The sequence below is a fragment of the Citrifermentans bemidjiense Bem genome, from assembly GCF_000020725.1.
GTDB lineage: Bacteria > Desulfobacterota > Desulfuromonadia > Geobacterales > Geobacteraceae > Geomonas > Geomonas bemidjiensis.
This window is the reverse complement of record NC_011146.1, coordinates 3,825,911-3,852,216: the sequence shown is the minus strand read 5'-3', so window position 1 is coordinate 3,852,216 and position 26,306 is coordinate 3,825,911. Positions and strand designations below refer to the sequence as shown.

Sequence of the window (26,306 nt, the reverse complement as noted above, 5' to 3'; positions counted from 1 at the left end):
GGCCGCCTTAACAAGCACCTGGAGGATTGTTTAAAAATGAAAAAGTTCCTCGTTACTTCGCTTCTTCTCGCAGCGACCGCAACCAGCGCCCATGCCGGGTTTAGAGTCGTCGGCAGGGGTGACGCCATGCGCCTTGACCCTTCTTCCTTCCCGCCGGCCATGAAAGCCAACTACGACATCATGAAAGTCAAATGTATCAAGTGCCACACCCTTGAGCGCACCATCGTTGCCATCCAGACCGGCGTGGCCCCGATCTCCGGCCAGCCTTTCGACCGTACCGCCACCAAGGCCTACGGCATCAAGATGCTGAGAAAGCCCGACTCCAACATGTCCAAGCCCGAAGTGAAGGCCACTGTCGACCTGATGAACTACCTGTTGAGCGAAGCGGGGCAATAACGCGATGAAAGACCTCACGCTGCGTAGCCGGCTGATATTAGCCTTCCTGATCATGGCTCTGCTGGTCGCGTTCACCGGCGGTTTCGGCGCTTTCGGGATGAAGAGGGTCGGCGGACAGATCCAGACCATCCTGGAGCAGCTCTCCAAGCAGCAGAAGCTGGTGCTGCTCATGGGGGTGACCCAGAAGTACTGCCACGTGAGCCTGATGCAGGCTGCGCTGGTGCGTACCGACCCGGACAAACTGGAGGAGTACATAGAGGATTACCGCATGAAGCGGGACACCCTCTTGAGCCAGGCCCAGATCATCCTGGAGGGTAACAAGAAGCTCGGCGTGCTTCCGGCAGCAAAGGGGAGCGTGATCGAGAAACGGACCAGGCAGTTCCTGGTGAGCTGGGCCGCGTTCGAGCAGGTGGCGGACGAGCTTATCGCCAAGAAGCAGGAGCTCTTCAAGGGGGTTTCCGCGGGGGTGCTGAACCAGGCTGCCAAGGACGCACTGGCGGACGAAAAGCTGAACCATCTGGCCAACGAGGAGATTACTGAGGCCAACGACGTCTCTAAGGCGGACCTCGACGACATCCTGGTGGAAGTCGGCAACCAGATGAACCAGGCCAACGCGCGGGTGACCGAGATCCAGAAATCGGCCGGGATCACCTTCGCCGTGGTCATCCTGCTGGCTGTCGCCGTCGCCGTCGGTCTGGGGATCCTGATCACTCGCAACATCGTCACCAGGGTTGGCGCCATCGGTGAGGCGGTCAACCGCGGGGCCGAGGGGGATCTGACCGCGACCACCACCATCGAGTCGCACGACGAGATCGGGAAGCTGGGAAGCGACTTCAACGAGATGGTCGACAAGCTCTCCGGCATGATCGGCAAGGTGCTCCGCTCCGCGGCGGAGCTGGCCGGGATCTCGGACACCATGGCACAGGCCTCGCACTCGGTGGTGGCCTCGGCGAAGACCCAGGCGGAAAGCGTCTCCAAGACCTCCGCAGCCATCGTGCAGATCAACACCTCGGTAAAGGGAGTCGCCCACGGCGTCGATTCCCTGTCCATCTCGGCGTCGGAGAGTTCCTCTTCCATCCTGGAGATGGCCTCAAGCGTCGAGGAGGTGGTCCAGAACATGGAGAACCTGGCCCTGTCGGTGAACGAGGTGAGCTCGTCCATCGTCGAGATGGGGGCTTCCATCAAGCAGGTGGGTAACGGCGTGGTGAGCCTCATGGAGGTCTCCACCGCTACCGCTTCCTCCGTGATGGAGATGGACAGCTCCATCAAGCAGGTGGAGCGAAACGCCAACGAGACGGCGGCCATCTCCAAGTCGGTGCGCGAGGATGCCGAGACCGGCCGCGAGGCGGTCGAGGCGGTGATCAACGGGATGCAGGAGATCAAGCGCGCTTCCAAGATCACCAGCGAGGTCATCGCCACCCTCTCCGAGCGCGCCGCCGACATCGGCGACATCCTCTCCGTCATCGACGAGGTGGCCGAGCAGACGAACCTCCTGGCGCTGAACGCGGCCATCATCGCGGCCCAGGCCGGTGAGCACGGCAAGGGTTTCGCCGTCGTCGCGGACGAGATCAAGGAACTCTCCGAGCGTACCTCCAGCTCCACCCGCGAGATCTCGCAGGTGATCCGCGGGGTCCAGGACGAGACCCGCCGCGCCGTCGAGGCCATCGACCAGGCGGAGCGCTCCATCGGCGACGGCGAACTTCTCTCCCAGAAATCGGGGGAGGCGCTGGCGAAGATCGTGGTCGGGGTCAACGAGGCTACCGCCCAGGTGGGCGAGATCGCCCGCACTACGGTCGAGCAGGCCAAGGGAAGCCAGATGATCCGGGAGGCGATGGAGCAGGTCTCCGAGATGGTGGCGCAGATCGCCAAGGCCACCAAGGAGCAGGGGCAGGGGAGCGAGCTGATCATGGGCGCGGTCGAGCACATGAAGGGGCTCACCTCTCAGGTGCTCTCCTCCACCCGCGAGCAGAACAAGGTCGGCAACCTGATCGCCCAGTCCACCGAGAGCATCACCGAGATGATCCGTCACATAAAGCGCGCCTGCGACGAGCAGACCCGCGGCAGCGAGCAGATCGTCGTTTCGGTGGAGGACATCCAGCAGGCAACCGACGCTAACCTTGAGGCGACGCGGGTCATGGACGAGGCGGTCTACAAGCTGTTCCGCCAGACCGAGCTCTTGAAAAAGGAAGTGGACGCGTTCAGGATCTGATCACCCTGCCAAGCAAACCGGCAACTTTCCCAGCCTCCCTTGCCGGGGGGCTGGGGATTTCTCCCGCCCAGAGCAGTCCCCCGCATCCCCCTTTTTTACCTGGGGGACTTTTTTGTTTTTGCAGTTTCTCCGTTTTTTCGTTACATAATCTGCTGTTCGGATGGTGCGCCGGGAGGCGCGGTTCCCGCCGTGCGACATTTAATAAATAAGGAGGGGCCTGATGAGCAGGATTTCAGATAGATTTGCCAGCCTGAAAGAACGTGGGGAAAAGGCGCTGGTCACCTTCGTCACCGCCGGCGACCCGGATCTGGCGACTACGGAAAAGGTGGTGCTCGAACTCGAACGGGCAGGGGCCGACCTGATCGAGCTGGGAGTTCCCTTCTCCGATCCCATGGCTGACGGCCCGACCATCCAGCTCTCCTCGGACCGGGCCCTGGCCTCCGGCACCACTCTCCCGGCAATACTGGAGCTGGTATCGAGGCTCAGGGAAAAGACCCAGGTCCCCATCGTGCTGATGGGTTACTTCAACCCCATCTTCGCCTACGGTTCCGAGCGCTTTGCCTTCGACGCGGCACAAGCCGGCGTCGACGCCCTGCTGGTGGTGGATCTCCCCCCCGAGGAGGCTGCGGAGCTAAAAGGAGCTACCGACAGCTGCGGACTCGACCTCATCTTCCTCCTCACCCCGACCTCAGACGGCTCCCGGATCGCTTCTGTCGCGCGCCAGGGAAGCGGCTTCATCTACTACGTCTCCGTCACCGGCGTCACCGGCGCGCGTAGCGCGGTCGCCGATGACCTGGCGGCCCGGGTCACCGAGGTGCGCGGCGCGCTGGAACTGCCGCTTGTGGTCGGCTTCGGCATCTCCACCCCGGAGCAGGCGGGGGAGGTGGCCCGGGCGGCCGACGGCGTGGTGGTGGGAAGCGCGCTGGTGAAGTACTTCGAGAAGTACCAGGGGGCCGAACTCCTGGAACAGCTGGGGGGATTCGTCTCGGCGCTAAAACAAGGAGTGCTGAAGGGCTCCCGGTAACCGCTTTTGTTCCGGCTGGTTAGCTTGGCGCGTAAACCGTTTTGTTTGACATAGACGGTGCGATCTGATAAGTATCAGCGCCGGATTTACGATTTTTAAAACAATAGGGGCATTTCCCCAGAAGAGGGCACATATGGCTTGGTTTAAAAGAGACAATCCGCCGCAGGCTAAGGGACCGGCTCACAGGGTGAAGGTTCCCGAGGGGCTCTGGACGAAGTGCGTCAGCTGCGGCGAGACGATCTACACGAAGGACATCGAGAACAATCTCAACGTCTGCCCCAAGTGCAACCACCATTACCGGGTCTCCTCCAAGAAGAGGCTGGAGCTTCTCCTCGACGAGGGGAGCTTCACCGAATTCGACGCAGGCGTCGTCTCGGTCGACTTCCTCGAGTTCAAGGATTCCAAGAGCTACCAGGACCGCATCGACCAAGCCCTCGCCAAGGGCGGCAGCAAGGACGCCATCATCTGCGGCTCCGGCCGCATCGAGGGGACCCCGGTGCAGATCTGCGTCTTCGACTTCTCCTTCATGGGAGGCTCCATGGGGAGCGTCGTGGGCGAGAAGATCACCCGCGGCATCGAGCGCGCGCTTTCCGACCGCACCCCCTGCATCATAGTCTCCGCTTCCGGCGGCGCGCGTATGCAGGAGAGCATCCTCTCGCTCATGCAGATGGCGAAGACCTCCGCGGCGCTGGCCAAGCTGCGCGAAGCGGGGCTTCCCTTCGTCTCCATCCTTACCGACCCCACCACCGGCGGGGTCACCGCCAGCTTCGCCATGCTGGGCGACATCAACATGGCTGAGCCCAAGGCCCTGATCGGCTTCGCCGGCCCGCGCGTCATCGAGCAGACCATCAGGCAGAAGCTCCCGCAGGGTTTCCAGCGCTCCGAGTACCTTTTGGACCACGGCATGGTCGACGTCATCGTGGAGAGGAGCAAGATGAAGTCGCAGCTCTCCAGCATCCTGACGATGCTCTATCGCCCCTAAAAAGGCGTCATCCGAACCACGGGCGCCGGATCAGCTGTTGGCTGGCCGGCGCTTTTTTTATTCGTTGCGTGGGGTGAAACCCTTTCCCGCTAGCAGTCTCGACGGCTGGAGCAATCCTCCCCAGTCGCCCCTATTTTATGGACTTTTTCATGCGCTTTCCCTATAATCCCGGCCTGTCATGACCTACGCCGAAACCCTCAGCCACATCTACGCCTTGGGGCGTTTCGGGATGAAGCCGGGGCTATCCCGGATCTCCCCGCTGCTTGCCGCGCTGGGCAATCCTCAGGAGCGGTTCCGGAGCGTCCACGTGGTCGGCACCAACGGCAAGGGATCGACCGCCTCCTTTCTCAGTTCCATACTCAGCGCCGGAGGGTACCGGACGGGGCTCTTCACCTCTCCGCACCTGATCTCCTTCACCGAGCGCATCCGCATAGACGGCAACGAAATATCCCAAGAGGACGTGGTGCTTGTGGCCGCGCGCGTTATGGCCGCCGCGCCGCCGGAGAGCACCTTCTTCGAGATAGTGACGGCCCTGGCCGTTTTGTACTTCGCCGAAAAAGGGGTCGAAGTAGCGGTCTTCGAGGCCGGCATGGGGGGGCGCCTCGACGCCACCAACGCTCTCGACGGCATCCTCTGCGCGGTCACCCCGATCTCGCTGGAGCATACCGAGTACCTGGGGGAAACCCTCGCGGAGATAGCTCAGGAGAAGGCCGGCATCTGCAAGCCCGGGGCGCCCCTGGTATCCGCCTCGCAGCACGCTGACGTCGAAGCGGCCATAGCAACCCGCGCCGACGAGATCGGCTCCCCCTTGTACCGCCAGCAGGAATCTTTCGACGCCTTCTGGCAGGGGGAGAGGCTTTGCTACCGCGGCATCGGGGTGACCCTGGATGACCTCAAGGTCGGGCTTTTCGGGCGCTACCAGCGCGGCAACGCGGCACTGGCACTGGCGGTTGCGGAACTACTGGGGGGGCTCGGCTTCCCCCTGCCGCCGCAGGCGATGGCGGCCGGCATGGCGCGCGCTTTTTGGCCGGGAAGGATGGAACTCTTCCCCGGGCCGCCGCGTGTGCTTTTGGACGGCGCCCACAACCCAGCCGGCGCCAACGCCCTTGCCGAGGCGCTCGCGGAGGTCCCGCGCGCGAGGCTTTTCATGGTGGTCGGCGTCATGGGGGACAAGGAACTCGGGGGGATACTCGGGCCGCTGCTCCCCATGGCCGATCAGGTATTCTGCGTGACCCCAGCCCTGGAACGGGCGCTGCCGGCGGAGGAGATCGCCCGCTTCTGCCTTGCCGCCGGGGTGCCGGCGCAGGAGGCCGGGAGCGTGACGCAGGGGGTGCAACAGGCGCAATCTGCCGCCGCCGATGAAGACCTCATACTCGTCTGCGGGTCCCTCTTTACCGTCGGGGAGGCGCGGGGATACCTGCTGTCGCGCAGCTTCGAGCCGTTCAGGGGTTGAATGGCACCTTCCCCACCCCTAGCCCCCACCCGCAAGGGGAGGGGGACGAAGAGTGAGGCATCTAGTTTTCTTTTTATTGGAGTGCAATGAAAGCTGCAAGAGCCGCCTGGCTTCTCACATACCTTCTGCTGTTGGCGATACCCGCCCAGGGAGAACTCGCGGTCCCCGTCGACAAAGAGGTCACCCTGAAAGCGAACGACCTCTCGGTGGACGTCCCGACGCAGAGCTACCGTGCCCAGGGCGAGGTCCATATCACCCAGGACGGCCTCTCCCTTTTGGCCGACAGCGTGGTCTACCGCCGGCTCACCGGCGAGGCCCAGGCGCAGGGGGGCGTTTTCATGGAGCGCAGCGGCGACACCATGAAGGGGGACAGCCTTTCTTTGAACCTGCTGTCCCAAAAAGGGGAACTCTTAAACGGAGAGCTTTTCGTCAAGAGGTCGAACTTCCGGTTGCGCGCCGAGCGCCTGGAGAAGACCGGCCCCGACGATTACAAGATGACCAAGGGAACCTTCACCACCTGCGACGGCGACAAGCCCAGCTGGAGGTTCGAGGCGAGGCAGGTGAAGGTGACCCTGGAGGACTTCGCCACGGCTAAGGACGCCGTCTTCTACGCCGGCGACGTCCCCATCTTCTATACCCCTTATCTAATTTTCCCCGCCAACATCGAAAGACAGTCGGGGCTGCTGCTCCCAAAGCTCGGCTACTCTTCCAAGAAAGGGTTCTACTACGACCAGCCTTACTACTGGGCCATCAACCCCAGCCAGGAGGCGACCTTCGACCTCGACCTAGAGAGTTCCCGGGGAGCCGGGGGCGGGGTGGACTACCGCTACCTGCGTCCACACGGCAGCTCTGGAAGGCTGCAGGCCTTCGGCATCTACGACACCCAGAAGTCGGAGTTCCGCGGCGAGGTGGACCAGCAGCACCTGGAACTCCTCACCCCCAGGCTCACCCTTGCCTCCAATATCCATCTCATCACCGACCGCCGCTACTTCCTTGATTACGGCGAGTTCTCTGGCGACTACAACCGGCAGTACCTGGAGTCGACGGTCTCCTTTGACCAGCGCTGGGAGCGCAGCGGCCTGTTCGGCGAGCTGCGCTACACCGACGACCTGGAGGCCCCCAACAACGACGCCACCTTGCAGCGGCTGCCCACTATCGGTTTCATCGCCGCAGGCGAGAAGGTGGGGCCCGCATTTTTCTCCATGGATAGCCGCTTCACCAACTTCCAGCGCGAGGCGGGAGCCACCGGGCAGCGCCTGCAACTGCATCCCCGGCTCGCCTGGTACGGCAAACCCGCTGGCCTTTTGGACCTTTCCCTTTACGGCGGGTACCAGCAGCGGATGTACAGCGCCCAAGGGAAGAGCAGCGAGAGCGGATGGCGGCAACTGGGGCAGGCGGACGCAGGCGGATCGCTCTCTTTGCCGCTGGAGCGCGTGTACGACGGCCGGTTGCGGCATCTGATGATCCCGGCTGTCGAGTACAGCTTCGTACAGCAACGGCGCGACGACGACCTCCCGTTTTTCGATTACGACGACCGCGTGCTGGGGCAAAATGCCGTCCGCTGGTCGCTCAGCAACGTGGTGACCCGGAAGTTCGCCGAAGCGGACGGAATTCCCGAGTACCGCGACCTCCTCTACCTGAAGCTCTCCCAGGGGTACTGGCTTTCGGGGCAGCGCCGCGACCTCCTCACCCTGGTGGATGAGGGACACCGGCTCACGGACCTGATGCTGGAGGGGGTGCTCACCCCGGTACAACGGCTCTCCGTGGCGTTCGATACACGCTACAACATGAGCGACAGCCAGTTTTCCACCGCGAACGTCGGGGTGGAGTTGAAGGGAGAGGGGCGCGACAAGGCGAAGCTAGGGTACCGCCACAGCCGTGGGGAAGTCGACTACGTCGAGGGGGGCTTCACCTTCCCGGTCACCAAGGACATCACCGCCGACCTCTTGGGGCGTTTTTCCGCGGATAGCGGGGAGTTTCTGGAATCCCGCTACGCCGTCGAGTACCGGCGCCAGTGCTGGAGCGTTGTCTTCTCCTACTCCGATCGGGTAGGGAGCCGCAACGTCGCCGGCGAGCAGCAGTTCAGCGTCAACTTCACCCTGGCAGGGCTCGGTTCGCTGGGTCCGCTGCGGGCATTTTAGCTTTTTCCCCCAATTGGCCCGTGCCGGTTGGGAAATGCTAGGAAGTTGACACGATTGTGTTTTCCGGTGTATCAAGGAAGGCGATTTGAATATTGCGGCAGTACAGGCTGACGCGGCAAACGGTTACGATCTGGAGGCTACATGCAGGACGCATTCACCCCGACCTCGCTTCTGGTGACAGGAGGTGCCGGGTTCATCGGTTCCAATTTCATCAACCACTTCATGGCCGGTAACCCCGGCTGCCGGGTCATCAACCTGGACCTTTTGACCTACGCCGGGAACCTGAAGAACCTGGCTGCCGTGGAGGAAAACCCCGACTACCGCTTCGTGAAAGGGGACATCTGCGACGCCGGCCTCGTGGCCGGACTCCTCGCCGAGGGAGAGGTGGACGCCGTGGTGCATTTCGCCGCCGAATCCCACGTGGACCGTTCCATCACCGGCCCCGACATCTTCGTGAGGACCAACGTCCTCGGGACCCAGACGCTGCTCGAAGCAAGCCGGCTGCACGCAGAGCGCGTTGCCGGTTTCCGGTTCCTGCAGGTCTCAACAGACGAGGTGTACGGCAGCCTCGGCGCCCAAGGGTACTTCACCGAAGAGACGCCGCTGGCGCCCAACTCCCCCTACTCGGCCAGCAAGGCGGGGGCGGACCTCCTGGTGCGCGCCTACTCCGAGACCTTCGGCCTCGCCACCCTGAACACCCGCTGCTCCAACAACTACGGCCCGTACCACTTCCCGGAGAAGCTGATTCCGCTCATGATCCACAACATCCTCAAGAAGAAGCCGCTGCCGGTGTACGGAGACGGACTGAACGTGCGGGACTGGCTGCACGTGAAGGATCACTCCGTCGCCATCGAGCGGGTGCTAAAGCTTGGAAAGCCGGGGGAGATCTTCAACGTCGGCGGCAACAACGAGTGGAAGAACATAGACATCGTGAACCTGGTCTGCGACCTGATGGACGAAAGGCTCGGGCGGCGCCCCGGCGAGAGCAGGGGACTGATCGCCTTCGTCAAGGACCGCAAGGGTCACGACCGCCGCTACGCCATAGACGCCTCCAAGCTGAAGCGGGAGCTTTCCTGGGAACCGAGCTACACCTTCGAGCGCGGCATCGCCGAGACCATCGACTGGTACCTGGCTAACCAGGGGTGGGTCGAGGAAGTTGTTTCCGGCGCCTACCGCGAATACTACGAGAAGCAGTACGGGCAGCACTAAAACCGAAGGGGACAGGCACCTGGCGGAGCCAGTCCCCTTTAAAGGGGCGGGGGAAGCGATGATATTAGTGGTGGGGAGCAAAGGGATGCTGGGGCAGGAACTGATGCAGGTGTTCGGCGACGCCGCCCGCGGGGTGGACCTCGACGACATCGACATCACCGACCTCGCTTCGGTGCAGCGGGTCCTTTTGACCCTCAAACCCCGCATCGTCATCAACGCCGCAGCCTACACCGACGTGGACGGCTGCCAGGCAGAGGTGGAAAAGGCGATGCAGGTCAACGGCGAAGGGGTCGCCTACCTGGCCCTGACCACCAAGGAGATCGGCGCCAAGCTGGTGCAGGTCAGCACCGACTACATCTTCGACGGCAAGAAGGGGTCGCCCTACGTAGAGGACGACCTGGCGTCTCCGCTTTCCATCTACGGCGAGTCGAAGCTGGCCGGCGAGATGAACGCCTGGTTCAACCCCGACCACCTGATCGTCCGGACCCAGTGGCTTTACGGCCACGGCGGCAAGAACTTCGTCGAGACGATGCTGAAGCTGGCGGGGGAGAGGAGCGAACTCTCCGTGGTGGACGACCAGACCGGCTCCCCCACCTGGGCCTACGATCTCGCCCTGGCCATCAAGGCGCTCTTGGACAAGGGGTGCGGTGGCACCTACCATGCCGCGAACGCCGGTTTCGTCTCTTGGAACGGTTTCGCTAAGGAGATCTTCCGCCTGGCGGGGATTGCCGACATCAAGGTCAATCCGATGAGCACGGCGGAGCTGAACCGCCCGGCGCCGCGCCCGCTCTACTCGACGCTCGATTGCAGCAAGCTCGCCCAGGATACCGGGTTCGCGCTGCAGCCCTGGCAGCAGGCCCTGGAGCGGTACCTGGAACTGCGGCCGGCACGATAGCAGAAACAACACTGGAGGAAATATGGAGCGCGGAGAGCGTCCCTGGGGAACATACACGGTACTGGACGAGAACAGCGGCTACAAGATCAAGCGCATCGAGGTCTTGCCGGGCCAGCGCCTGTCGCTGCAGAAGCACCACCACAGAAGCGAGCACTGGATCGTCGTTTCCGGCACCGCCAAGGTCACCTGCGGCGACAAGATCCGTGTAGTCAACATCAACGAGTCCACCTTCATCCCCATCGGGGCCAGCCACCGCCTGGAAAACCCGGGGGTGATTCCGCTGATCATCATCGAAGTGCAAAGCGGCGAGTACCTGGGCGAGGACGATATCGTCCGGTTCCAGGACGACTACCAGCGCGTCGAAACGACCGTCGATCCGAGCGTGGACCCGGCCCTTTAAATGAAGAAACAACTAAGCCTGTTGCAGGAATTCTCGATTCCTTTGGTGGCCGGCGTCATCCTTGCCCTCGCCTGGGCCAACCTGGCGCCGGAGCAGTACCACCATCTCCTGCACGACCCGGTCCTCGCCGGTCTTTCCCTCCACTTCATCACCAACGACCTGTTCATGACCTTCTTCTTCGGCATGGCCGCGGTCGAGATTACCCAGAGCTGCCTTCCCGGCGGCGACCTGCATCCGCTGAAACGCGCGGTGAACCCGCTTCTGGCGACGGCGGGAGGGGTGCTCGGCCCGGTCGCCGTCTACCTGCTTCTGAACGGCTGGTTCGGCGCCCCCGAGCTTGCCCGTGGGTGGGGCATTCCCACCGCCACCGACATCGCGCTTGCCTGGCTTGCCGCCCGCTTCATCTTCGGCAAGGGGCACCCCGCCATATCCTTTCTGTTGCTTCTGGCCATCGCCGACGACGCGGTGGGGCTTGCCATCATCGCCGTTTTCTACGGGGACCCGAACACTCCAGCCGCACCGGCCTGGCTCTTGCTCACCCTGGCGGGGATGGCCGCCTGCTACTGGTTCCGTTCCCGGCGGGTGACCAACTACTGGCCCTACCTCGTCGCAGGCGGGGTGCTGAGCTGGTCCGGCCTGTTCCTCGCCCATCTGCACCCGGCCCTGGCGCTGGTCTTCGTCATCCCTTTCCTGCCGCATCCCTCCAGTGAGACGGCGCACCTCTTCGAGCTCGACCCGGAGGACCACACCCCGCTCTCCCGCTTCGAGCACGACTGGAAGCTGTTCGTCGACCTGGGGCTGTTCGTCTTCGGGCTGGTGAACGCCGGCGTTTCCTTCGGCTCGGTCGGTCCCGCCACCTGGCTCGTCCTCGCGGCGTTGTTAGGCGGCAAGGCGGTGGGGATCGTGTCGTTCGCGCTGGCTGGGCGCGGCATCGGCTTTCCGCTGCCGGTCGGCATGGGGCTGCGCGAACTCGTCGCCACCGGCCTAATGGCAGGGATAGGGTTTACCGTTGCCCTCTTCGTGGCAGGCGAGGCGTTTTCCGACCCGAAGCTGAGCGGCGCCGCCAAGATGGGGGCGATGCTGAGCCTCTTCGCATTTGTGCCGGCTGCCGCGGTCGAGAGGATAGGCCGCCGGTTCGGCAAGGCCGGCCGGCGCTAAAGCCTTGCTCCTCCCCCCGGAGGGGGCGGACCAGTCGGACCAGTCTGACAGGTCTGACAGGCCTGACTGGTCTGACAGGTCTGACTGGCCTTCGTTGCGCCCAGCCGGAAGACATAAGTAGGTTAAGTTAAAGCTACAGGAGGAGAGCATGTACATAGTGGTACTTGCCGGCGGTTCCGGCACCAGGTTCTGGCCCCTTTCCCGCAAGAGCACGCCGAAGCAGCTCATGTCCGTCTTCGGTGGCAAATCGATGCTGCAAAGGACGGTGGAGCGGGTCCTGCCGCTGAAACCGAAACGGATACTGGTGGTGACCAACGCGCTGCAGGCGGCCGAGACCAGGAGCCAGCTCGCATACATCAAGGAGGTGGCGGTCGACGTGATCGAGGAGCCGGTGGGACGCAACACCGCACCCGCCATCGGCCTTGCCGCTTCCATCATCGCCCGCTTCGATCCCGATGGGGTCATGGCTGTCCTTCCTGCCGACCATTACATCCTGGACGAGGATACCTTCCGCGCCACCCTGGTAGAGGCAAGGGGCGTTGCCCAGGCGGGAAGCCTGGTGACGCTGGGGATCGCGCCGACGAGGCCCGAGACCGGTTACGGCTACATAGAGGCGGCCGCCGCAGGGGGCAGCGGTGTGGTAGACGTGCAGCGCTTCGTGGAAAAGCCGAACCTGGAGCGGGCCCTGGAGTTTCTCGCCACCGGCCGTTTCTATTGGAACTCCGGGATGTTCGTCTGGGGTGCCTGCACCATCCTGGACCGGATCGCGAGCCACATGCCGGAACTCTCGAATGCCTTGGCCAAACTCAGCTTCGACTCGGACGTATGGGAACTCGCCGACCTGAAGCCGCAGATAGCCGAGATCTACGGTTCAATCAAGGGTGAGTCCATCGACTTCGGCGTGATGGAAAAGGCCGAAAGCGTGCAGGTGATACCCACGTCCTTCGGCTGGAGCGACGTGGGGTCCTGGAGCGCGCTTCCGGAGGTGATGGAGGCAGGCGCGGACGGGCATGTCGTCATCGCCGCCGAAGGGTCCGTGTCCGTCGGCTCCAATGAGTGTCTTGCCTACGGCAACGGCAAAATGGTAGCCTTGGTGGGCGTTCAGGACCTGATCGTCGTGGACACGCCCGATGCGCTCCTGGTCTGCGCCAAGTCTGCGGCCCAGGACGTGAAGAAGGTGGTAGAGGAGCTGGAGCGCAGGGGCAAGACGGAACTGCTTTAACCCTAGGAACCCCGTTCAACGTTCAAGGTTCAAGGTTCGACATTTTCTTCCCTACGGGCAGAGCCGTTGCTACGGTCACCGTGCTCGGGAAGGTCTCAAGCTGTACGTGCCGCCACATGGCGGTTGGCCCCGGTGTGCGGACGTATCGAACGTAGAACGTTGAACGTTGAACGGACTTGAACCCCTGTTCAACGTTCAAGGTTCAAGGTTCGACATTTTCTTCCCTACGGGCAGAGTCGTTGCTACGGTCACCGTGCTCCGGAAGGTCTGTGCAGCCACATGACGGTTGACCCTGGTGTGGGGACGCATCGAACATTGAACGTAGAACGTTGAACGGACTTTGAGGTTTTTATGTACGGCTGGACCGGAAAATTACTGCATGTCGATTTAACCAGCGGCACCTGCGAGCGCAGGGAAATCCCGACCGAGATCCTGCACGCCTACCTGGGCGGACGCGGTCTCGGGGTCCGGCTGATGCGGGACTACTTCCGCCTCGACCCCTTCGACCCCCAGATGCCGCTCATCTTCGCCGTCGGCCCGCTCTGCGGCACCAATTCGCCCACCGCGGCCCGGCTTGCCTGCGTCTCCCGCTCGCCGCTCACCGGCACCATCTACGACTGCTCAGCCGGCGGGCGCTTTGCCTGGCGTCTGAAGGGGGCGGGGCTGGACGTCGTCTTCGTCACCGGCAAGAGCGCAACCCCGGTCGTCCTCGCCATCGACGGCGACCGCGCCGAGATCCTGGCCGCGGGTGAGCTCTGGGGCAAGGGTGTGAAGGAAACGGTAGCGGCGCTTAAAGGGCGCGGCAGCGTGACCGCCATCGGCCCTGCCGGGGAAAACGGCGTCCTTTTCGCCAACATCATGATGGGGGAGGGGAACTCCATCGGCCGGGGGGGGCTCGGTGCCGTCATGGGGGGGAAACTTCTCAAGGCCGTCACGGTGCAAGGGGAGGGTGTGACCGGGGTAGCGGACCGGGAGCGCTTCGACGCCGCCCGCGCCGACGTCATGCGCCTGTTCCGCGCTTCGCCCGTCATCTTTGGAGAGCTGGGTATCGCCGAGTACGGCACCCCGGCACTCGTCGACCTGATGGCCCAACGCCGCATGGCGCCGACGGAAAACTTCAAATCGACCTTCTTTGCCCAGTCGGCGAACTACTCCGGCCCCGCCATCCGCAAGGAGTGCGGCGCCAAAAAGGAAGGGTGCTACGGCTGCCCGATCCAGTGCAAGAAAGCGAGCGCCAAGGGGGAGCCGCTCCCCGAGTACGAGACGGTGAACCACTTCGGCGCGCTGAACGGCATCTCGGATCTCCACGCCATCGTAAGAGCAAATACCCTTTGCAACGAGCTGGGGCTCGATACCATCTCGGCCGCAGCGACCCTCTCCGCCTTTGGCGAGGCGAGGGGGCGCTTCCCCGACCCCGTCGAGGTGGACCGGCTCCTCACGGACATGGCCTTCAGGCGCGGCGACGGCGAACTCCTTTGCCAGGGGTCCCGCAGGGTGGCCGAGGCCTTGGGCAAGCCCGGGCTTTCCATGAGCGTCAAGTCGCTGGAGCTTCCCGCCTACGACCCGCGTGGCGCCTACGGCATGGCGCTCGCCTACGTCACCTCCAACCGAGGGGGGTGCCACCTGCGCGCCTACCCGATCTCCCACGAGATCCTGAGAAAGCCGGTCCCGACCGACCGCTTCTCCTTCTCCGGGAAGGCCCGCATCATCAAGATCGCCGAGGACGTGAACGCCGCGGTCGACTCGTTGGTCGCCTGCAAGTTCGCCTTTTTCGGGGCTACCCTGGAGGAGTACGGCGAACTCCTCTCCGCGGTGACCGGGGTCGAGTACGGCCCGGAGTCGCTCAAGGCGATAGGCGAGCGGATCTACCTCACCGAGCGCTTCTACAACTGCGCCAACGGCTTCAGCATGAAGGACGATCTCTTGCCGGAGCGGTTTTACAGTGAGCCCGGTTCGGCAGGGGAGGGGATCGAGATTCCGCCCCTTGACCGCGCGCGTTTCCAGGAAGAGCTGCAGAAGTATTACCGTATCCGCGGGCTCTCCCCTGACGGCACCTTTGACGATGCTTCTTTGCTCGAAAAGCTCCCCTGAACCGCGGGAAACCAAGAGACCTAAGGCCCAACCATGAGAGACCAGATCGATAAATACATAGGGAAGCTTTTGGCGGACCGCTCCGCTATTCCCGGCGCCATCGCCATCGCGGCGCAGGACGACGTGCTGATCGCGCAGGGGAGCCCGGAGCTTGCCAAGCTTGCCGGCGACACGCTGTCGCGCCTCAACTCCTTGGCGCTCGTAGCCGCGCGCCCCTCGCTTCCCTTTGCGGAGTTCCTGATCGCGCGGGCGGGGAAGGGGGAAACCTTCATCCTGCCCCAGGACACCGAGACCCGTACCTTCCTGCACGACATCCCGTTTCTGCGCCGCGAGGATCTAGCCGGGGACCCGGCGCCGGAACTCGCGCGGCTTCTGGGTAGTCGCAAGGGTGTCATCGTCGAGGGGGTGGGCATCATAGCTGTCGGCGCCATCACCGTGGAGCAGGCCTTCATCAACTACTCCTCCGTGTTCCATTCCACCTTCGTCAAATACCTGCAGGATTTGCTTACCGACGGCTTTAAGCTCCCCGGCGAGCGCGAGGCGTTCGAGAGTTTCCGCAAGCAGTGGCTTAAGCCGCTTTCGGCCGAGGGGCTGGAGTTCGTCGATGCCATCTCCCTGGATAAGGAAGAGATCCTCCTCGAGATCGAGCGGGTGGGGCGCTACACGGTCGAGCGGGGGCTGGTCGATTCCTTCTTCGGCAACATCTCCGCCTGCGCCGGGGATCTCATCTACATCTCCCAGACCGCCGCGAGCCTGGACGAGCTGAAGGGGTGCATCGACCCGGTGCCGACCGACAACTCCTCCACGACCGGGATCACCGCCTCCAGCGAACTCTTGGCCCACAGAAAGATCTTCGAAGAAACCGGGGCGCGGGTCATCCTGCACGGGCACCCGAAGTTCGCCGTCATCATGAGCATGCTCTGCGACAAGAAGAAGGAGTGCGCCATCAAGGACTGCTGGAAGGAGTGTCCCCACGTGCGGGACCTGGGCGGCACGCCGGTGGTGGCGGGCGAGATCGGCGCGGGAGGGTTAGCCAAGCGCGTTCCCCCCGTGATCGGCGCCAGCGGTTCCGCCATCGTCTACGGCCACGGCGTCTTCACGCTCGGGCGCGACGGGTTCGGGGAAGCCTTCAGGACCATGGTCGAGGTGGAGAACTTCTGCCGCGAAGAATACTTTAGGCTGTTAAAGGCGTAAACCGCGTTTTTTGGAGGTTTTTTTGTCGGAAAAGAAGAACATAGCCCGCGCCGCCGGCGTACTGGGCGCCGCGACCATGCTTTCGCGCATCATGGGAATGGTCCGCGACATGGTGGTATCCCGCCTCTTCGGCGCGGGGATGTACACGGACGCTTTCTTCGCCGCGTTCCAGATTCCCAACATGCTGCGCCGCTTCTTCGCAGAGGGGGCGCTCACCTCCGCGTTCGTGCCTACCTTCTCCGAGTGGCACTCGACCAAAGGGGAAGAAGAGACGCGCGCCCTGGCCAACGTCTGCTTCACAGCCCTTACCATGGTGATGGCGGCCATAACCGTCGTGGGGATCATCTTCTCTCCGCAGCTCGTTAAGCTGATGTTCCCGGGCTTCGCCTCCAACCCCGAAAAACTTTCGATGACCATCCTGCTGAACCGGCTCATGTTCCCCTACATCTTCTTCGTGAGCATAGTCGCCCTCTGCATGGGAATACTGAACACGCTGCGCCACTTCTTCACCCCGGCAATCTCTACGGTGTTCCTGAACATCGCCATGATCCTGTCGGCGGTGCTGCTGCATAACCAGTTCCATGTCCCCATCGTGGCGCTCGCCATAGGTGTGCTCATCGGCGGCGTGCTGCAACTGGTGCTGCAACTCCCAGTACTCTACCGGATGGGATTCTCCATCCGGCCCAACTTCAACTTCTCCCATCCGGCGCTCAAAAGGATCACACTCCTCATGGGCCCGTCGATCTTCGGCGTCGGGGTCTACTACCTCAACATAGCGGTCGGCTCGATACTCGCCTCGCTCCTTCCCGAGGGGAGCGTCTCTTATCTCTACTACGCGCAGCGTCTCTTCGAGTTCCCCCAGGGGATCTTCACGGTCTCGGTGGCGCAGGCCGTGCTCCCCTCCATGAGCAGGCAGGCTGCGGCGGGGGACATGGATGCGCTCAAAGAGTCGCTCTCCTACGGGGTGAGGCTCACCCTTTTCATCACCATCCCCGCCATGGTCGGGCTGATGATCTGCGCCACACCGATTTTCTCTCTGCTCTTCATGGGGGGCGCCTTCGACTACGCCAAGGCGGTCAACTGCGGCATCGCGCTTCTTTACTACTCCCTCGGCCTTGCCTTCGTGGCGCTGGTGCGGGTGCTGGTCCCTGCCTTCTATGCCCTGAAGGACACGAAGACGCCGGTTTACACCGCATTCTGCGCTTTCCTGCTCAACCTTCTCTTCAGCCTACTCCTCATGGGGCCGCTGAAGCATGGAGGGCTTGCACTCGCCTCTTCCCTCTCCGCGCTAGGGAACATGCTTCTATTGCTCTGGTTCTTGAGGAAGAAGATAGGTCCCTTCGGCGGGCGCGCGATTCTGGCCGCTGGCATCAAGGGGGTCCTCGCCTCGGTCCCCATGGCGGTCGTGTCCTACTGGATCGTGCACCTGATAGACTGGTCGCCGGTTGGAGGGCGGCTTTTGAAAGGAGGGGTACTCGGGGCCGCCGTCGCGGCAGGAATGGCCGTCTTCCTCGTAACCGCGCATGCGTTGCGCTGCGAGGAGGCGACAGACATCGTGGGACTGATCAGGAAAAAGGTACTGAGAAAATGAAAAAGAACCATGTAACGGCAATCGCCCGCTCCATCTACCAGGCCCCCTGCGGCTTCGGGGTGCTGGCGGCGAACGAAAACGGGCTAGTGGCCCATCATCTCCCCTTCGGCTCCGCCTGCGCCGGCGACGCCCTTGAGCTTGCCGCCGCACTGCATCCCGAGGCGACTAAAGAGAGCGCCCTGACCCGCGACGCGGCGGCGCTTATGGCACGTTATTTCGCCGGGGAAAAAGTCTCTTTCGACTTCCCCCTGGAACTTGAGGGGTTCACCCCGTTCCAGGTGGCGGTGTACCGGTTCGTCGCGAAGATCCCCTACGGCAAGGTCCTGAGCTATCTGGAAGTTGCAGCCGCCTGCGGTTCGCCTAAGGGGGCGCGGGCCGTCGGAGGCGCCATGGCGAGGAACGCACTCCCGATCCTGATACCCTGCCATCGGGTGGTGGGAGCATCCGGTGTGATGACCGGATTTACCGCTCCGGGGGGAGTCGCATCCAAGCGCGAACTCCTTGCGATGGAAGGTGCGGTTTTGAGCGACACAGGGGTGTTGCAGGGGCGTTGCGGCGGGGGTTTTGCACAGGCTTTCCACGGGGGCGATTGACTAATTAGGTCCGGCTCATCTAATTAGAGCGTAAACGCGTAGTATTTAATGTGAGCGCCTAAGTTGTTGATTTAACAATACATATGGCCATGGCCAATATTTATGCAGAACGCGGAAAGTGCTTAAAACGCGTGGGTTTATTTATTTGTCAACATCGTTTTCCACAGCTTATCCACAAAAAATGTGGATAAGCATGTGGTATCGAAAAAATATCAATTAGATTAGCGTTTTTCCAGTTTCTTCGCTTCTTCCCAGAGCTGGTCCATCTCTTCGAGAGTCGAATTCGGCAGCGTCTTGCCCCGGGCATGCAGCGTCTCCTCGACGTGGCTGAAGCGCTTGGTGAAGCGCTGGATCGTCTTTCTGAGTGCGTCCTCCGGATCGATGGAGAGAAAGCGCCCCAGGTTGACGATGGCGAAGAGCAGGTCGCCTAGTTCCGCCTCCATCTCCTTCTGGTCGCCGGCTACCATCGCCTCCTCGAATTCGTGCAACTCCTCCAACACCTTGGCGAAAACCTGGTCCGTGTGCTCCCAGTCGAAGCCGACCCGTGCCGCCTTCTCGGTGATCTTGTGCGCCTGCATCAGGGCCGGCAGATGGGGGGGGATCCCGGAGAGCGCCGATTTTCTCTCCACGCCCTTTTCCTGGCTCTTGATCTTCTCCCAGTTTTGCACCTGGGCCTCGCTGCTCTCGATCACCAGGTCCCCGAAGACGTGCGGGTGGCGGCGTACCAGCTTCTCGTTGATGGCGTCCAGCACCTCGTCCATGGTGAAATCGCCGTTTTCCTCGGCAATGGCGGCATGGAAGACCGGCTGCAAAAGGAGGTCGCCCAACTCCTCCTTGAGCAGGGCGCTGTTCTTGGCATCGATGGCCTCGATGACCTCGTACGCCTCTTCGAGAAGGTAGCGCTTGAGGGACTCGTGGCTTTGTTCCGCGTCCCAGGGGCAGCCGCCGGGGGCGCGCAGCTTGCGCATGATCTCCATGAGGCGTCCGAAACGGTCTTGCTGGTTGGCTTTTTCCATGTGTTGGTTCTCCGAGCGGGGTGTAGTAAAGGGGACAGGCTACTTTTTCGTTTGAAAAAGTAGCCTGTCCCCCTTTTTTAGCCTGTCCCCTTTTCTTGTGTGACGGCTGTTACTTAAGCGTGCCCAGGTAGTCGACCAGCGAATCGACCTGCTTTTCCGAGAAGCTGTCGAACGCGGGCATGACGGTGCCGGGAAAAACCTTCGACGGCTCCCGTATCACCTGCTTAAAAAAGCGGGCGTCGCGCTTGGCGCCCACAAGGGAAAGGTCCGGCCCCACAGTTCCCCCTTTTTCGCCGACCTTGTGGCAGGTCAGGCAGCGCTCGTTGAAGAGCGGTTCCCCGGTCAACTCCTCAGGAAAAGGGATGCTCTTTCTCCCTTCAGGGGGTTGTTGTTTCCCCTTGGAGCAGGAGGAGGCAAGAAGGGCGAGAAGCAGGAGCAGTATCAGGTGCAGGTTTCGGTTCATAACGGCTATTTCCCCTTGAGATAGGACGCCAGGAACGTTTCTTTGTACTCCTTGAAGCGCCCCTCCTCGATGGAGTTGCGGATCTCGGCCATCATGTTCAGGTAGAAATGCACGTTGTGGATGCTTGCCAGTATCGCCGAGAGCACCTCGTTCGCCGTGAAGAGGTGGTGCAGGTAGGCGCGGGTGAAGTTGCGGCAGGTGTAGCAGGTGCAGTTGGGCTCGATAGGGTAGAAGTCGCGCCGGTAGTTCTTGTTGGTGAGCCGGATACGGCCGCGATTGGTGAAGAGCGTGGCGCTCCTGGCGTAGCGGGTCGGTATCACGCAGTCGAACATGTCGATGCCGCGCTCGACGCTCTCCAGTATGTCCTCGGGAAGGCCGACCCCCATCAGGTAGCGCGGCTTGTCCTCGGGAAGGTGCGGTGCGGTGTACCCCACCACCTGCTTCAAAAGCTCAAGCCCCTCGCCTACCGAAACGCCGCCGATGGCGTAGCCGGGGAAGTCCATCTTCACCAGCTCCTTGGCGCAGCGCTTCCTCAGGTCCTCGAACACGCTCCCCTGCACGATGCCGAAGAGATACTGCTTCTCCCTTTTGTGCGCCTCCCGGCACTGCTTGGCCCAGCGGATGGTCTTCTCGGTGGAGCGCTCGGCGTAGGATTTCTCGCAGGGATACGGGATGCACTCGTCGAAGTTCATGATGATGTCGGCGCCCAAGGCCTCCTGGATGGCGACCGCCTTGGCCGGGTCGAGGAAGACCTCTTCGCCGGTGTCCTCGTGGCGGAAGAAAACCCCCTCCTCGGTGATCCGCTTCTTGGGGAGCGAGAAGACCTGGAATCCGCCGGAGTCGGTGAGGATGGGGCCGTCCCACCCCATGAACTGGTGCAGCCCGCCTGCTTTTTGCACCAGGGCCTCGCCGGGGTGCAGGTGCAGATGGTAGGTGTTGGAGAGGATGATCTGCGCGCCGGTGTCGTGCACCTGCGCGGGGGTCATGGCCTTCATGGCGGCGTGGGTCGCAACAGGCATGAAAATCGGGGTCTGGATCTCTCCGTGGGCGGTGGTCACCACGCCGCGGCGCGCTCCCGACTTGGGATCTTTCTTAAGCAGTTTGAAAATCATCGACCTTCCGTTCTATTTTCTGAATTTTTCCTTGCGGTAACTATCCTAATTAGCAGAGCGGGTGGGAAAAAGCAACAGCAAGGGGGCGTAAGCGGAATTTCAAAACATGGTTACTTCGCTTGGGAGGGGGCTAAGGTTGCCGATATATTAATTGTATGCTGTATACAAAAAACAGTTGCATTTTGGTATAACGGCATTTAATATGCGCCTCGAAGCATCCTCCCATTTATATGTTCTATCTCGCATCCGCTTGCAGATAAACCACGATTAATAAAGGAGAGATCAAATGCAGACACTTAGCACGTGGCGTGGTCCCCCTTAACTTTCCAGCGGAAACCGCGAGTCCATCCCCGATTGGGTTCCCGGGACTTGTAGCCCCTCCGGCGTACGCAAGCACTCAAACCATCGATCATCGAAAAAAACGCAAAAGGGACAAAAAACATGCGAATCTTAACTAGCTCTGTGGGAAGAAAGATCCTGATGTCCATCACGGGTCAGCTCCTGATCATCTTCGTGCTCATCCACCTGATCGGAAACTCCACCATATTCTTCGGACCCAACGGCATCAACGCCTATGCGGAACACCTGCATAGCCTGCCGCCTTTGGTCTGGGGCTTCCGCCTCTTCATGCTTGCCGCTGTCGCAGTCCACATCTGCTACGGCGTTATGCTCACACTGGAGAACAAGGCCGCCAACCCCGGCGCCTACGCAGTGAAAAAGAACCTGAAAAAGAGCTTCGCTTCCGAGAACATGATCTGGACCGGCCTGCTTCTGGCCACCTTCATCGTGTATCACCTGATCCAGTTCACCATCAAAGGGACCCCTGACATCGTGATCGGGCTTGACTCCCTCAACCGCCCCGACGTCTTCAAGATGGTGGTCACCAGCTTCGGCAACGCGCTGATCTCGCTGGTCTACATGGCCGCCATGGTGATGTTGTTCCTCCATCTCTCCCACGGCATCCCGAGCTTCCTGCAGACCATGGGGTGGAACAACGAGAAAACCATTCCCGCCTTCGCTACCGGGGGGAAGGTAATCTCGACCGTTCTCATGCTCGCATACATCTCGATTCCTGCCGTCATCTTAGCTGGCTTATTGAAACTTTAGGGGGTTCAAGTGATACTCGACGGAAAATGTCCGAAAGGACCGATTCAGACCTCGTGGGACCGGCACCGCTTCGACCTGAAGCTGGTCAACCCCGCAAACAAGCGTAAGTACAAGATCCTCGTTGTCGGCACCGGCCTGGCCGGCGGCGCAGCCGCAGCTTCCTTGGGCGAGCTCGGCTACAACGTCGAAGCCTTCTGCTACCAGGACAGCGCACGTCGCGCCCACTCCATCGCAGCGCAGGGCGGCATCAACGCCGCGAAAAACTACCCGAACGACGGCGACAGCATCTACCGCCTGTTCTACGACACCATCAAAGGCGGCGACTTCCGCGCCCGCGAGGCGGACGTGTGGCGTCTGGCCCAGGTGTCCAACAACATCATCGACCAGTGCGTGGCCCAGGGTGTCCCCTTCGCCCGCGACTACGCCGGCTACCTGGATAACCGCTCCTTCGGCGGCGCGCAGGTTTCCCGTACCTTCTACGCCCGTGGCCAAACGGGCCAGCAGCTCCTTCTGGGCGCCTACTCGGCACTCTCCCGCCAGGTGAAGGCTGGGACCGTGAAGCTCTTCGCCCGCACCGAGATGCTGGATCTTGTCGTCGTCGACGGCGAGGCCAAAGGGATCACCATACGCGACCTGATCACCGGCGAGATCCGCACCCACGTGGGTGACGCGGTCGTCCTCGCCACCGGCGGCTACGTGAACGTGTTCTACCTCTCCACCAACGCGATGGGGTGCTCCGTCACCGCCAACTGGCGCGCTCACAAAAAAGGCGCCTTCTTCGCCAACCCCTGCTACACGCAGATCCACCCGACCTGCATCCCGCAGTCCGGCGACCACCAGTCCAAGCTGACCCTCATGTCCGAGTCGCTCAGGAACGACGGCCGCTGCTGGGCTCCCAAGAAGAAGGGGGACAACCGTCACCCCAACGAGATCCCGGAAGACGAGCGCGACTACTACCTGGAGAGGAAGTATCCCTCCTTCGGCAACCTCGCTCCCCGCGACATCGCCTCGCGCGCTGCGAAAGAGCAGTGCGACGACGGGCGCGGCGTCGGCCCTGGCGGCCGCGGCGTGAATCTGGACTTCTCCGCTGCGATCCAGCGCGTCGGTGAGGACACCATCCGCGAGCGCTACGGCAACCTCTTCGAGATGTACGAGAAGATCACCGACGAGAACGCGTACAAACAGCCGATGCGCATGTACCCGGCACCGCACTACTCCATGGGCGGCCTCTGGGTCGACTACAACTGCGAGAGCAACGTCCCGGGCCTGTTCGTTTTGGGCGAGGCGAACTTCTCGGTCCACGGCGCTAACCGCCTGGGCGCCTCGGCACTGATGCAGGGCCTGGCCGACGGCTACTTCGTCATCCCCTACACCATCGCCAACTACCTCGCCAAGACCAAGCCGGGCGCCGTCAAGGCGGATCACCCGGAGTGCAAGAAGTCGATCGAGGACGTGAAGAGCTACAACAACCGCCTGCTCAACATCAACGGCAAGAAGACCGTTTCCGAGTTCCACCGCGAACTGGGCAAGATCATGTGGGAAAACGTCGGCATGGCGAGAAGCGAAGAGACCCTCAAGGACGCCATCAAGAAGATCCCGGTCCTGCGCGAGGAGTTCTGGAAGAACGTCAAGGTCACCGGCAAGGGCGAGGAACTGAACCAGCAGCTGGAGAACGCCGGCCGCGTGGCGGACTTCCTCGAGTTCGGCGAGCTGATGGCAAAGGACGCTCTGCACAGGAACGAGTCCTGCGGTGGCCACTTCCGCGTCGAGCACCAGATGCCGGACGGCGAGGCGAAGCGCGACGACGAGAACTACTGCTACGTCGGGGCCTGGGAGTTCAAAGGTGTCGACAAGGAGCCCGAACTGCACAAGGAGCCGTTGGCGTTCGATAACGTACATCTGGCGGTAAGGAGTTATAAATAATGAACCTCACACTACACGTATGGCGCCAAAGCGGCCCCAAAGAGCCGGGCAAGCTCGAGCAGTACGAGGCCAAGAACGTAAGTCCCGACCAGTCCTTCCTGGAGATGCTCGACGAGGTGAACGAGCACCTCATCAAGGAAGGAAAAGATCCGATCGTGTTCGACCACGACTGCCGCGAGGGGATCTGCGGCATGTGCTCGCAGGTCATCAACGGCGTGCCGCACGGCGGGCAGGAGCGCACCACCGTCTGCCAGCTGCACATGAGGCGCTTCAGCGACGGCGACACCATCTACATCGAGCCGTGGCGTGCCCTTGCCTTCCCGATCCTCAAGGACCTGATCGTGGACAGGGACGCCCTCGAGAAGATCATGCAGGCAGGCGGCTACACCTCCTGCCACACCGGCGGCGTCGCCGACGGCAACGCCCTTCTCGTTCCGAAGCCGGACGCGGACTACGCCATGGACGCGGCCGAGTGCATCGGTTGCGGCGCCTGCGTCGCTGCCTGCCCGAACGGCTCGGCCATGCTCTACACCTCCGCCAAGGTGGCACAGTTGGCCGCCCTGCCGCAGGGCAAAGCGGAAGCCGCCGAGCGCGTCTGCGCCATGACCGACGCGATGCAGGCCGCAGGTTTCGGCAACTGCTCGAACCACTACGAGTGCCAGGCAGCCTGCCCGAAAGGGATCAACGTCAAGTTCATCGCCAGGTTGAACCGCGAGTACCAGAAGGCGCTGTTTAAGTAATCGGACCTAAGCGCCGATAAATAAAAGCAGGGGCGGGAGGGTAACCTCTCGCCCCTTTTTTGTTCTTATGGCGCGTCAGCTTCAACTGCCACCCGGGATTTCCCGGAAAGCCGAAAGGAGAAAAGCATCCATGAAACGTGTCTTGCTAGCCGTAGCCGTCGTCCTTTGCTCCTTCCTCAACGCCAACGCGGATACCATCAAGATCGCAGGTTCCGGTCAGATGCTCCCGCTGGCGACCGCACTGGGAAAGGGATACATGAAGAAGCACCCGGGCGACGTGGTGGAAGTGAACCCGAAATCGCTGGGGCAGAAAAACGGCGTCGAGGCAGTGAGCGAGGGGTACATCGACATCGCCACCTCGGCGCGCAGGCTGGGGGAGGAAGAGAGAAGGCTTCAGGTAAAGCCGTATGAAGTCGCTACCGTGGCGGCCTTTTTCGCAGTGCACCCCTCCGTCCCCGTGCGCAACCTCACCAGCCACGAGATCTGCGACATCTACTCGGGCAAGACCACCAACTGGAAGCAGGTCGGCGGCAAGGACGCCAGGATCGTGGTCCTGACCCGGCCGGAGAAGGATTCCACCAAGATCGTGATGCGCCAGCAGGTCCCCGGCTTCGCCAAGGTCGAGGAGCCCCCGACGGTGCAGTCGAAGCTCCGCGCCAAGGACATGATGACCTCCCTCGCCGGCACCCCTGACGCCATCGGCATGGTCGACGCCGTGAACTATGCCGACGCCGCGGGTAAATTCATCGCGCTGAAGCTCGACGGCAAGGACATCACCTCCTCCATCACCGGCCCGATCCAGCACCACTACCAGTTCGTGCTCAACAAGAACCCTTCCCCGGCGGACCTGAGGTTCATCCAGTTCGTCCGCTCCGCGGAAGGGCAGGCGATCATCAGGCAGGAGAAGGCGAACCCGGTTAAGTTCTAGCCGCATGGTAATGACGCGTTTGGCAGCGGGCGGGAGGGAAACCTTCCGCCCGCTGTCGTATGGGGAAGGGTAGGGGTAACCATTCTCCTTGATTCGCGCTGCCATTTCCTTTAGATTCCGCACTGGACCAACAGGAGCCTAAAGGATGATCTTCACCTACATCTTCGTCGCCAACATCTTCCTCATTTTCATAGACGCCACCGTCGGCTACCATGCGGCTCCCTCGATCACCATGCTGGCCGGCGGGGGAGAGCAGGCCGGCGAGGGGGCGGTGCGCGGCGTGCGCAGGCTTCTGGCCTGGGTGGTCGCCCTTTACATGTTTTTCAACTGCCTGGCCTTCTTCGGCCAGAGATGGTGGCTTCTCTACTTCACCTCGGCCGTCCTCGTCGTCGACGTCGCGGCACAACTCCTCATCGTCCGCAAGATGATGAACCGAAGGGGGCGCTGACCCGCCGGGAG

The 26,306-nt window shown here is 62.2% G+C and carries 23 protein-coding genes; 20 read left to right on the top strand and 3 right to left on the bottom strand.

Annotation, left to right across the window (positions count from 1 at the left end; all coding sequences use genetic code 11):
• Nucleotides 1-36 precede the first annotated feature (36 nt).
• The 15 genes from GBEM_RS16725 (at nucleotide 37) to GBEM_RS16655 (ending at nucleotide 18,558) form a co-directional block, all read left to right on the top strand.
• Nucleotides 37-396 carry a hypothetical protein gene (locus GBEM_RS16725; RefSeq protein WP_012531780.1) on the top strand — a complete coding sequence of 120 codons (360 nt, stop codon included), beginning with the start codon at nucleotides 37-39 and terminating at the stop codon, nucleotides 394-396.
• Nucleotides 397-400: 4 nt separating this feature from the next.
• Nucleotides 401-2,605 carry a methyl-accepting chemotaxis protein gene (locus tag GBEM_RS16720; RefSeq protein ID WP_012531779.1) on the top strand — a complete coding sequence of 735 codons (2,205 nt, stop codon included), beginning with the start codon at nucleotides 401-403 and terminating at the stop codon, nucleotides 2,603-2,605.
• 220 nt (nucleotides 2,606-2,825) lie between these two features.
• Nucleotides 2,826-3,629 (top strand): tryptophan synthase subunit alpha, encoded by an 804-nt coding sequence (gene trpA / locus GBEM_RS16715; protein ID WP_012531778.1) that lies wholly within the window; start codon nucleotides 2,826-2,828, stop codon nucleotides 3,627-3,629.
• 133 nt (nucleotides 3,630-3,762) lie between these two features.
• Nucleotides 3,763-4,611 (top strand): acetyl-CoA carboxylase, carboxyltransferase subunit beta, encoded by an 849-nt coding sequence (accD, locus tag GBEM_RS16710; RefSeq protein WP_012531777.1) that lies wholly within the window; start codon nucleotides 3,763-3,765, stop codon nucleotides 4,609-4,611.
• 178 nt (nucleotides 4,612-4,789) lie between these two features.
• Nucleotides 4,790-6,064, top strand: a complete 1,275-nt coding sequence (locus tag GBEM_RS16705; RefSeq protein WP_012531776.1) for a bifunctional folylpolyglutamate synthase/dihydrofolate synthase — start codon at nucleotides 4,790-4,792, stop codon at nucleotides 6,062-6,064.
• An 86-nt stretch (nucleotides 6,065-6,150) separates the two neighbouring features.
• On the top strand, nucleotides 6,151-8,205 hold the full coding sequence (locus GBEM_RS16700) for an LPS-assembly protein LptD (RefSeq protein ID WP_012531775.1): 2,055 nt from the start codon (nucleotides 6,151-6,153) through the stop codon (nucleotides 8,203-8,205).
• A gap of 141 nt (nucleotides 8,206-8,346) precedes the next feature.
• Nucleotides 8,347-9,414: a dTDP-glucose 4,6-dehydratase gene (gene rfbB, locus GBEM_RS16695; RefSeq protein WP_012531774.1), complete on the top strand. Its 1,068-nt coding sequence runs from the start codon at nucleotides 8,347-8,349 to the stop codon at nucleotides 9,412-9,414.
• Between the two features lie 58 nt (nucleotides 9,415-9,472).
• A complete protein-coding gene (gene rfbD, locus GBEM_RS16690; RefSeq protein ID WP_012531773.1) occupies nucleotides 9,473-10,309 on the top strand; it encodes a dTDP-4-dehydrorhamnose reductase in 837 nt (278 codons plus the stop codon).
• Between the two features lie 22 nt (nucleotides 10,310-10,331).
• Nucleotides 10,332-10,709 (top strand): phosphomannose isomerase type II C-terminal cupin domain, encoded by a 378-nt coding sequence (locus GBEM_RS16685; RefSeq protein WP_012531772.1) that lies wholly within the window; start codon nucleotides 10,332-10,334, stop codon nucleotides 10,707-10,709.
• Nucleotides 10,710-11,867, top strand: coding sequence for a Na+/H+ antiporter NhaA (locus tag GBEM_RS16680; protein ID WP_012531771.1), 1,158 nt, complete (start codon nucleotides 10,710-10,712; stop codon nucleotides 11,865-11,867).
• 148 nt (nucleotides 11,868-12,015) lie between these two features.
• Nucleotides 12,016-13,089: a mannose-1-phosphate guanylyltransferase gene (locus GBEM_RS16675; protein ID WP_012531770.1), complete on the top strand. Its 1,074-nt coding sequence runs from the start codon at nucleotides 12,016-12,018 to the stop codon at nucleotides 13,087-13,089.
• Nucleotides 13,090-13,440: 351 nt separating this feature from the next.
• A complete protein-coding gene (locus tag GBEM_RS16670; protein WP_012531769.1) occupies nucleotides 13,441-15,180 on the top strand; it encodes an aldehyde ferredoxin oxidoreductase family protein in 1,740 nt (579 codons plus the stop codon).
• Between the two features lie 33 nt (nucleotides 15,181-15,213).
• Entirely contained in the window at nucleotides 15,214-16,374 is a 1,161-nt protein-coding gene (locus GBEM_RS16665; protein ID WP_012531768.1) for a class II aldolase/adducin family protein, read from the top strand.
• Nucleotides 16,375-16,396: 22 nt separating this feature from the next.
• Entirely contained in the window at nucleotides 16,397-17,965 is a 1,569-nt protein-coding gene (murJ, locus tag GBEM_RS16660) for a murein biosynthesis integral membrane protein MurJ (RefSeq protein ID WP_012531767.1), read from the top strand.
• Nucleotides 17,962-18,558 carry a methylated-DNA--[protein]-cysteine S-methyltransferase gene (locus GBEM_RS16655; protein WP_012531766.1) on the top strand — a complete coding sequence of 199 codons (597 nt, stop codon included), beginning with the start codon at nucleotides 17,962-17,964 and terminating at the stop codon, nucleotides 18,556-18,558. Before murJ ends, GBEM_RS16655 begins: the two co-directional genes overlap by 4 nt.
• 221 nt (nucleotides 18,559-18,779) lie before the next feature.
• Here the strand turns inward: GBEM_RS16655 and mazG are convergent, their stop codons facing one another.
• From mazG to tgt, 3 genes are all read right to left on the bottom strand, one after another.
• Nucleotides 18,780-19,574, bottom strand: a complete 795-nt coding sequence (gene mazG, locus GBEM_RS16650; RefSeq protein WP_012531765.1) for a nucleoside triphosphate pyrophosphohydrolase — start codon at nucleotides 19,572-19,574, stop codon at nucleotides 18,780-18,782.
• 109 nt (nucleotides 19,575-19,683) lie between these two features.
• On the bottom strand, nucleotides 19,684-20,037 hold the full coding sequence (locus GBEM_RS16645) for a c-type cytochrome (RefSeq protein ID WP_012531764.1): 354 nt from the start codon (nucleotides 20,035-20,037) through the stop codon (nucleotides 19,684-19,686).
• A 5-nt stretch (nucleotides 20,038-20,042) separates the two neighbouring features.
• Nucleotides 20,043-21,149 carry a tRNA guanosine(34) transglycosylase Tgt gene (tgt, locus tag GBEM_RS16640; protein ID WP_012531763.1) on the bottom strand — a complete coding sequence of 369 codons (1,107 nt, stop codon included), beginning with the start codon at nucleotides 21,147-21,149 and terminating at the stop codon, nucleotides 20,043-20,045.
• A gap of 441 nt (nucleotides 21,150-21,590) precedes the next feature.
• On the opposite strand from tgt, the gene GBEM_RS16635 reads away from it, so the two are divergent.
• The 5 genes from GBEM_RS16635 (at nucleotide 21,591) to GBEM_RS16615 (ending at nucleotide 26,295) form a co-directional block, all read left to right on the top strand.
• On the top strand, nucleotides 21,591-22,256 hold the full coding sequence (locus GBEM_RS16635; RefSeq protein WP_012531762.1) for a succinate dehydrogenase cytochrome b subunit: 666 nt from the start codon (nucleotides 21,591-21,593) through the stop codon (nucleotides 22,254-22,256).
• A gap of 9 nt (nucleotides 22,257-22,265) precedes the next feature.
• Entirely contained in the window at nucleotides 22,266-24,179 is a 1,914-nt protein-coding gene (locus GBEM_RS16630) for a fumarate reductase/succinate dehydrogenase flavoprotein subunit (protein ID WP_012531761.1), read from the top strand.
• Nucleotides 24,179-24,919 (top strand): succinate dehydrogenase/fumarate reductase iron-sulfur subunit, encoded by a 741-nt coding sequence (locus tag GBEM_RS16625; RefSeq protein WP_012531760.1) that lies wholly within the window; start codon nucleotides 24,179-24,181, stop codon nucleotides 24,917-24,919. Before GBEM_RS16630 ends, GBEM_RS16625 begins: the two co-directional genes overlap by 1 nt.
• Nucleotides 24,920-25,049: 130 nt before the next feature.
• A complete protein-coding gene (locus GBEM_RS16620; protein ID WP_012531759.1) occupies nucleotides 25,050-25,847 on the top strand; it encodes a substrate-binding domain-containing protein in 798 nt (265 codons plus the stop codon).
• A gap of 145 nt (nucleotides 25,848-25,992) precedes the next feature.
• Entirely contained in the window at nucleotides 25,993-26,295 is a 303-nt protein-coding gene (locus GBEM_RS16615; RefSeq protein ID WP_012531758.1) for a hypothetical protein, read from the top strand.
• The last annotated feature ends 11 nt before the right edge of the window (nucleotides 26,296-26,306 follow it).

Bases quoted from the DNA above. Each gene is read 5' to 3' on its own strand.
- rfbD (WP_012531773.1), top strand. From the start codon at position 9,473: ATGATATTAGTGGTGGGGAGCAAAGGGATGCTGGGGCAGGAACTGATG.
- mazG (WP_012531765.1), bottom strand. From the start codon at position 19,574: ATGGAAAAAGCCAACCAGCAAGACCGTTTCGGACGCCTCATGGAGATC.
- GBEM_RS16670 (WP_012531769.1), top strand. From the start codon at position 13,441: ATGTACGGCTGGACCGGAAAATTACTGCATGTCGATTTAACCAGCGGC.
- rfbB (WP_012531774.1), top strand. From the start codon at position 8,347: ATGCAGGACGCATTCACCCCGACCTCGCTTCTGGTGACAGGAGGTGCC.
- GBEM_RS16725 (WP_012531780.1), top strand. From the start codon at position 37: ATGAAAAAGTTCCTCGTTACTTCGCTTCTTCTCGCAGCGACCGCAACC.
- tgt (WP_012531763.1), bottom strand. From the start codon at position 21,149: ATGATTTTCAAACTGCTTAAGAAAGATCCCAAGTCGGGAGCGCGCCGC.
- GBEM_RS16720 (WP_012531779.1), top strand. From the start codon at position 401: ATGAAAGACCTCACGCTGCGTAGCCGGCTGATATTAGCCTTCCTGATC.
- trpA (WP_012531778.1), top strand. From the start codon at position 2,826: ATGAGCAGGATTTCAGATAGATTTGCCAGCCTGAAAGAACGTGGGGAA.
- GBEM_RS16705 (WP_012531776.1), top strand. From the start codon at position 4,790: ATGACCTACGCCGAAACCCTCAGCCACATCTACGCCTTGGGGCGTTTC.
- accD (WP_012531777.1), top strand. From the start codon at position 3,763: ATGGCTTGGTTTAAAAGAGACAATCCGCCGCAGGCTAAGGGACCGGCT.
- GBEM_RS16665 (WP_012531768.1), top strand. From the start codon at position 15,214: ATGAGAGACCAGATCGATAAATACATAGGGAAGCTTTTGGCGGACCGC.
- GBEM_RS16685 (WP_012531772.1), top strand. From the start codon at position 10,332: ATGGAGCGCGGAGAGCGTCCCTGGGGAACATACACGGTACTGGACGAG.
- GBEM_RS16675 (WP_012531770.1), top strand. From the start codon at position 12,016: ATGTACATAGTGGTACTTGCCGGCGGTTCCGGCACCAGGTTCTGGCCC.
- GBEM_RS16620 (WP_012531759.1), top strand. From the start codon at position 25,050: ATGAAACGTGTCTTGCTAGCCGTAGCCGTCGTCCTTTGCTCCTTCCTC.
- GBEM_RS16645 (WP_012531764.1), bottom strand. From the start codon at position 20,037: ATGAACCGAAACCTGCACCTGATACTGCTCCTGCTTCTCGCCCTTCTT.
- GBEM_RS16635 (WP_012531762.1), top strand. From the start codon at position 21,591: ATGCGAATCTTAACTAGCTCTGTGGGAAGAAAGATCCTGATGTCCATC.
- GBEM_RS16655 (WP_012531766.1), top strand. From the start codon at position 17,962: ATGAAAAAGAACCATGTAACGGCAATCGCCCGCTCCATCTACCAGGCC.
- GBEM_RS16625 (WP_012531760.1), top strand. From the start codon at position 24,179: ATGAACCTCACACTACACGTATGGCGCCAAAGCGGCCCCAAAGAGCCG.
- GBEM_RS16615 (WP_012531758.1), top strand. From the start codon at position 25,993: ATGATCTTCACCTACATCTTCGTCGCCAACATCTTCCTCATTTTCATA.
- GBEM_RS16680 (WP_012531771.1), top strand. From the start codon at position 10,710: ATGAAGAAACAACTAAGCCTGTTGCAGGAATTCTCGATTCCTTTGGTG.
- GBEM_RS16700 (WP_012531775.1), top strand. From the start codon at position 6,151: ATGAAAGCTGCAAGAGCCGCCTGGCTTCTCACATACCTTCTGCTGTTG.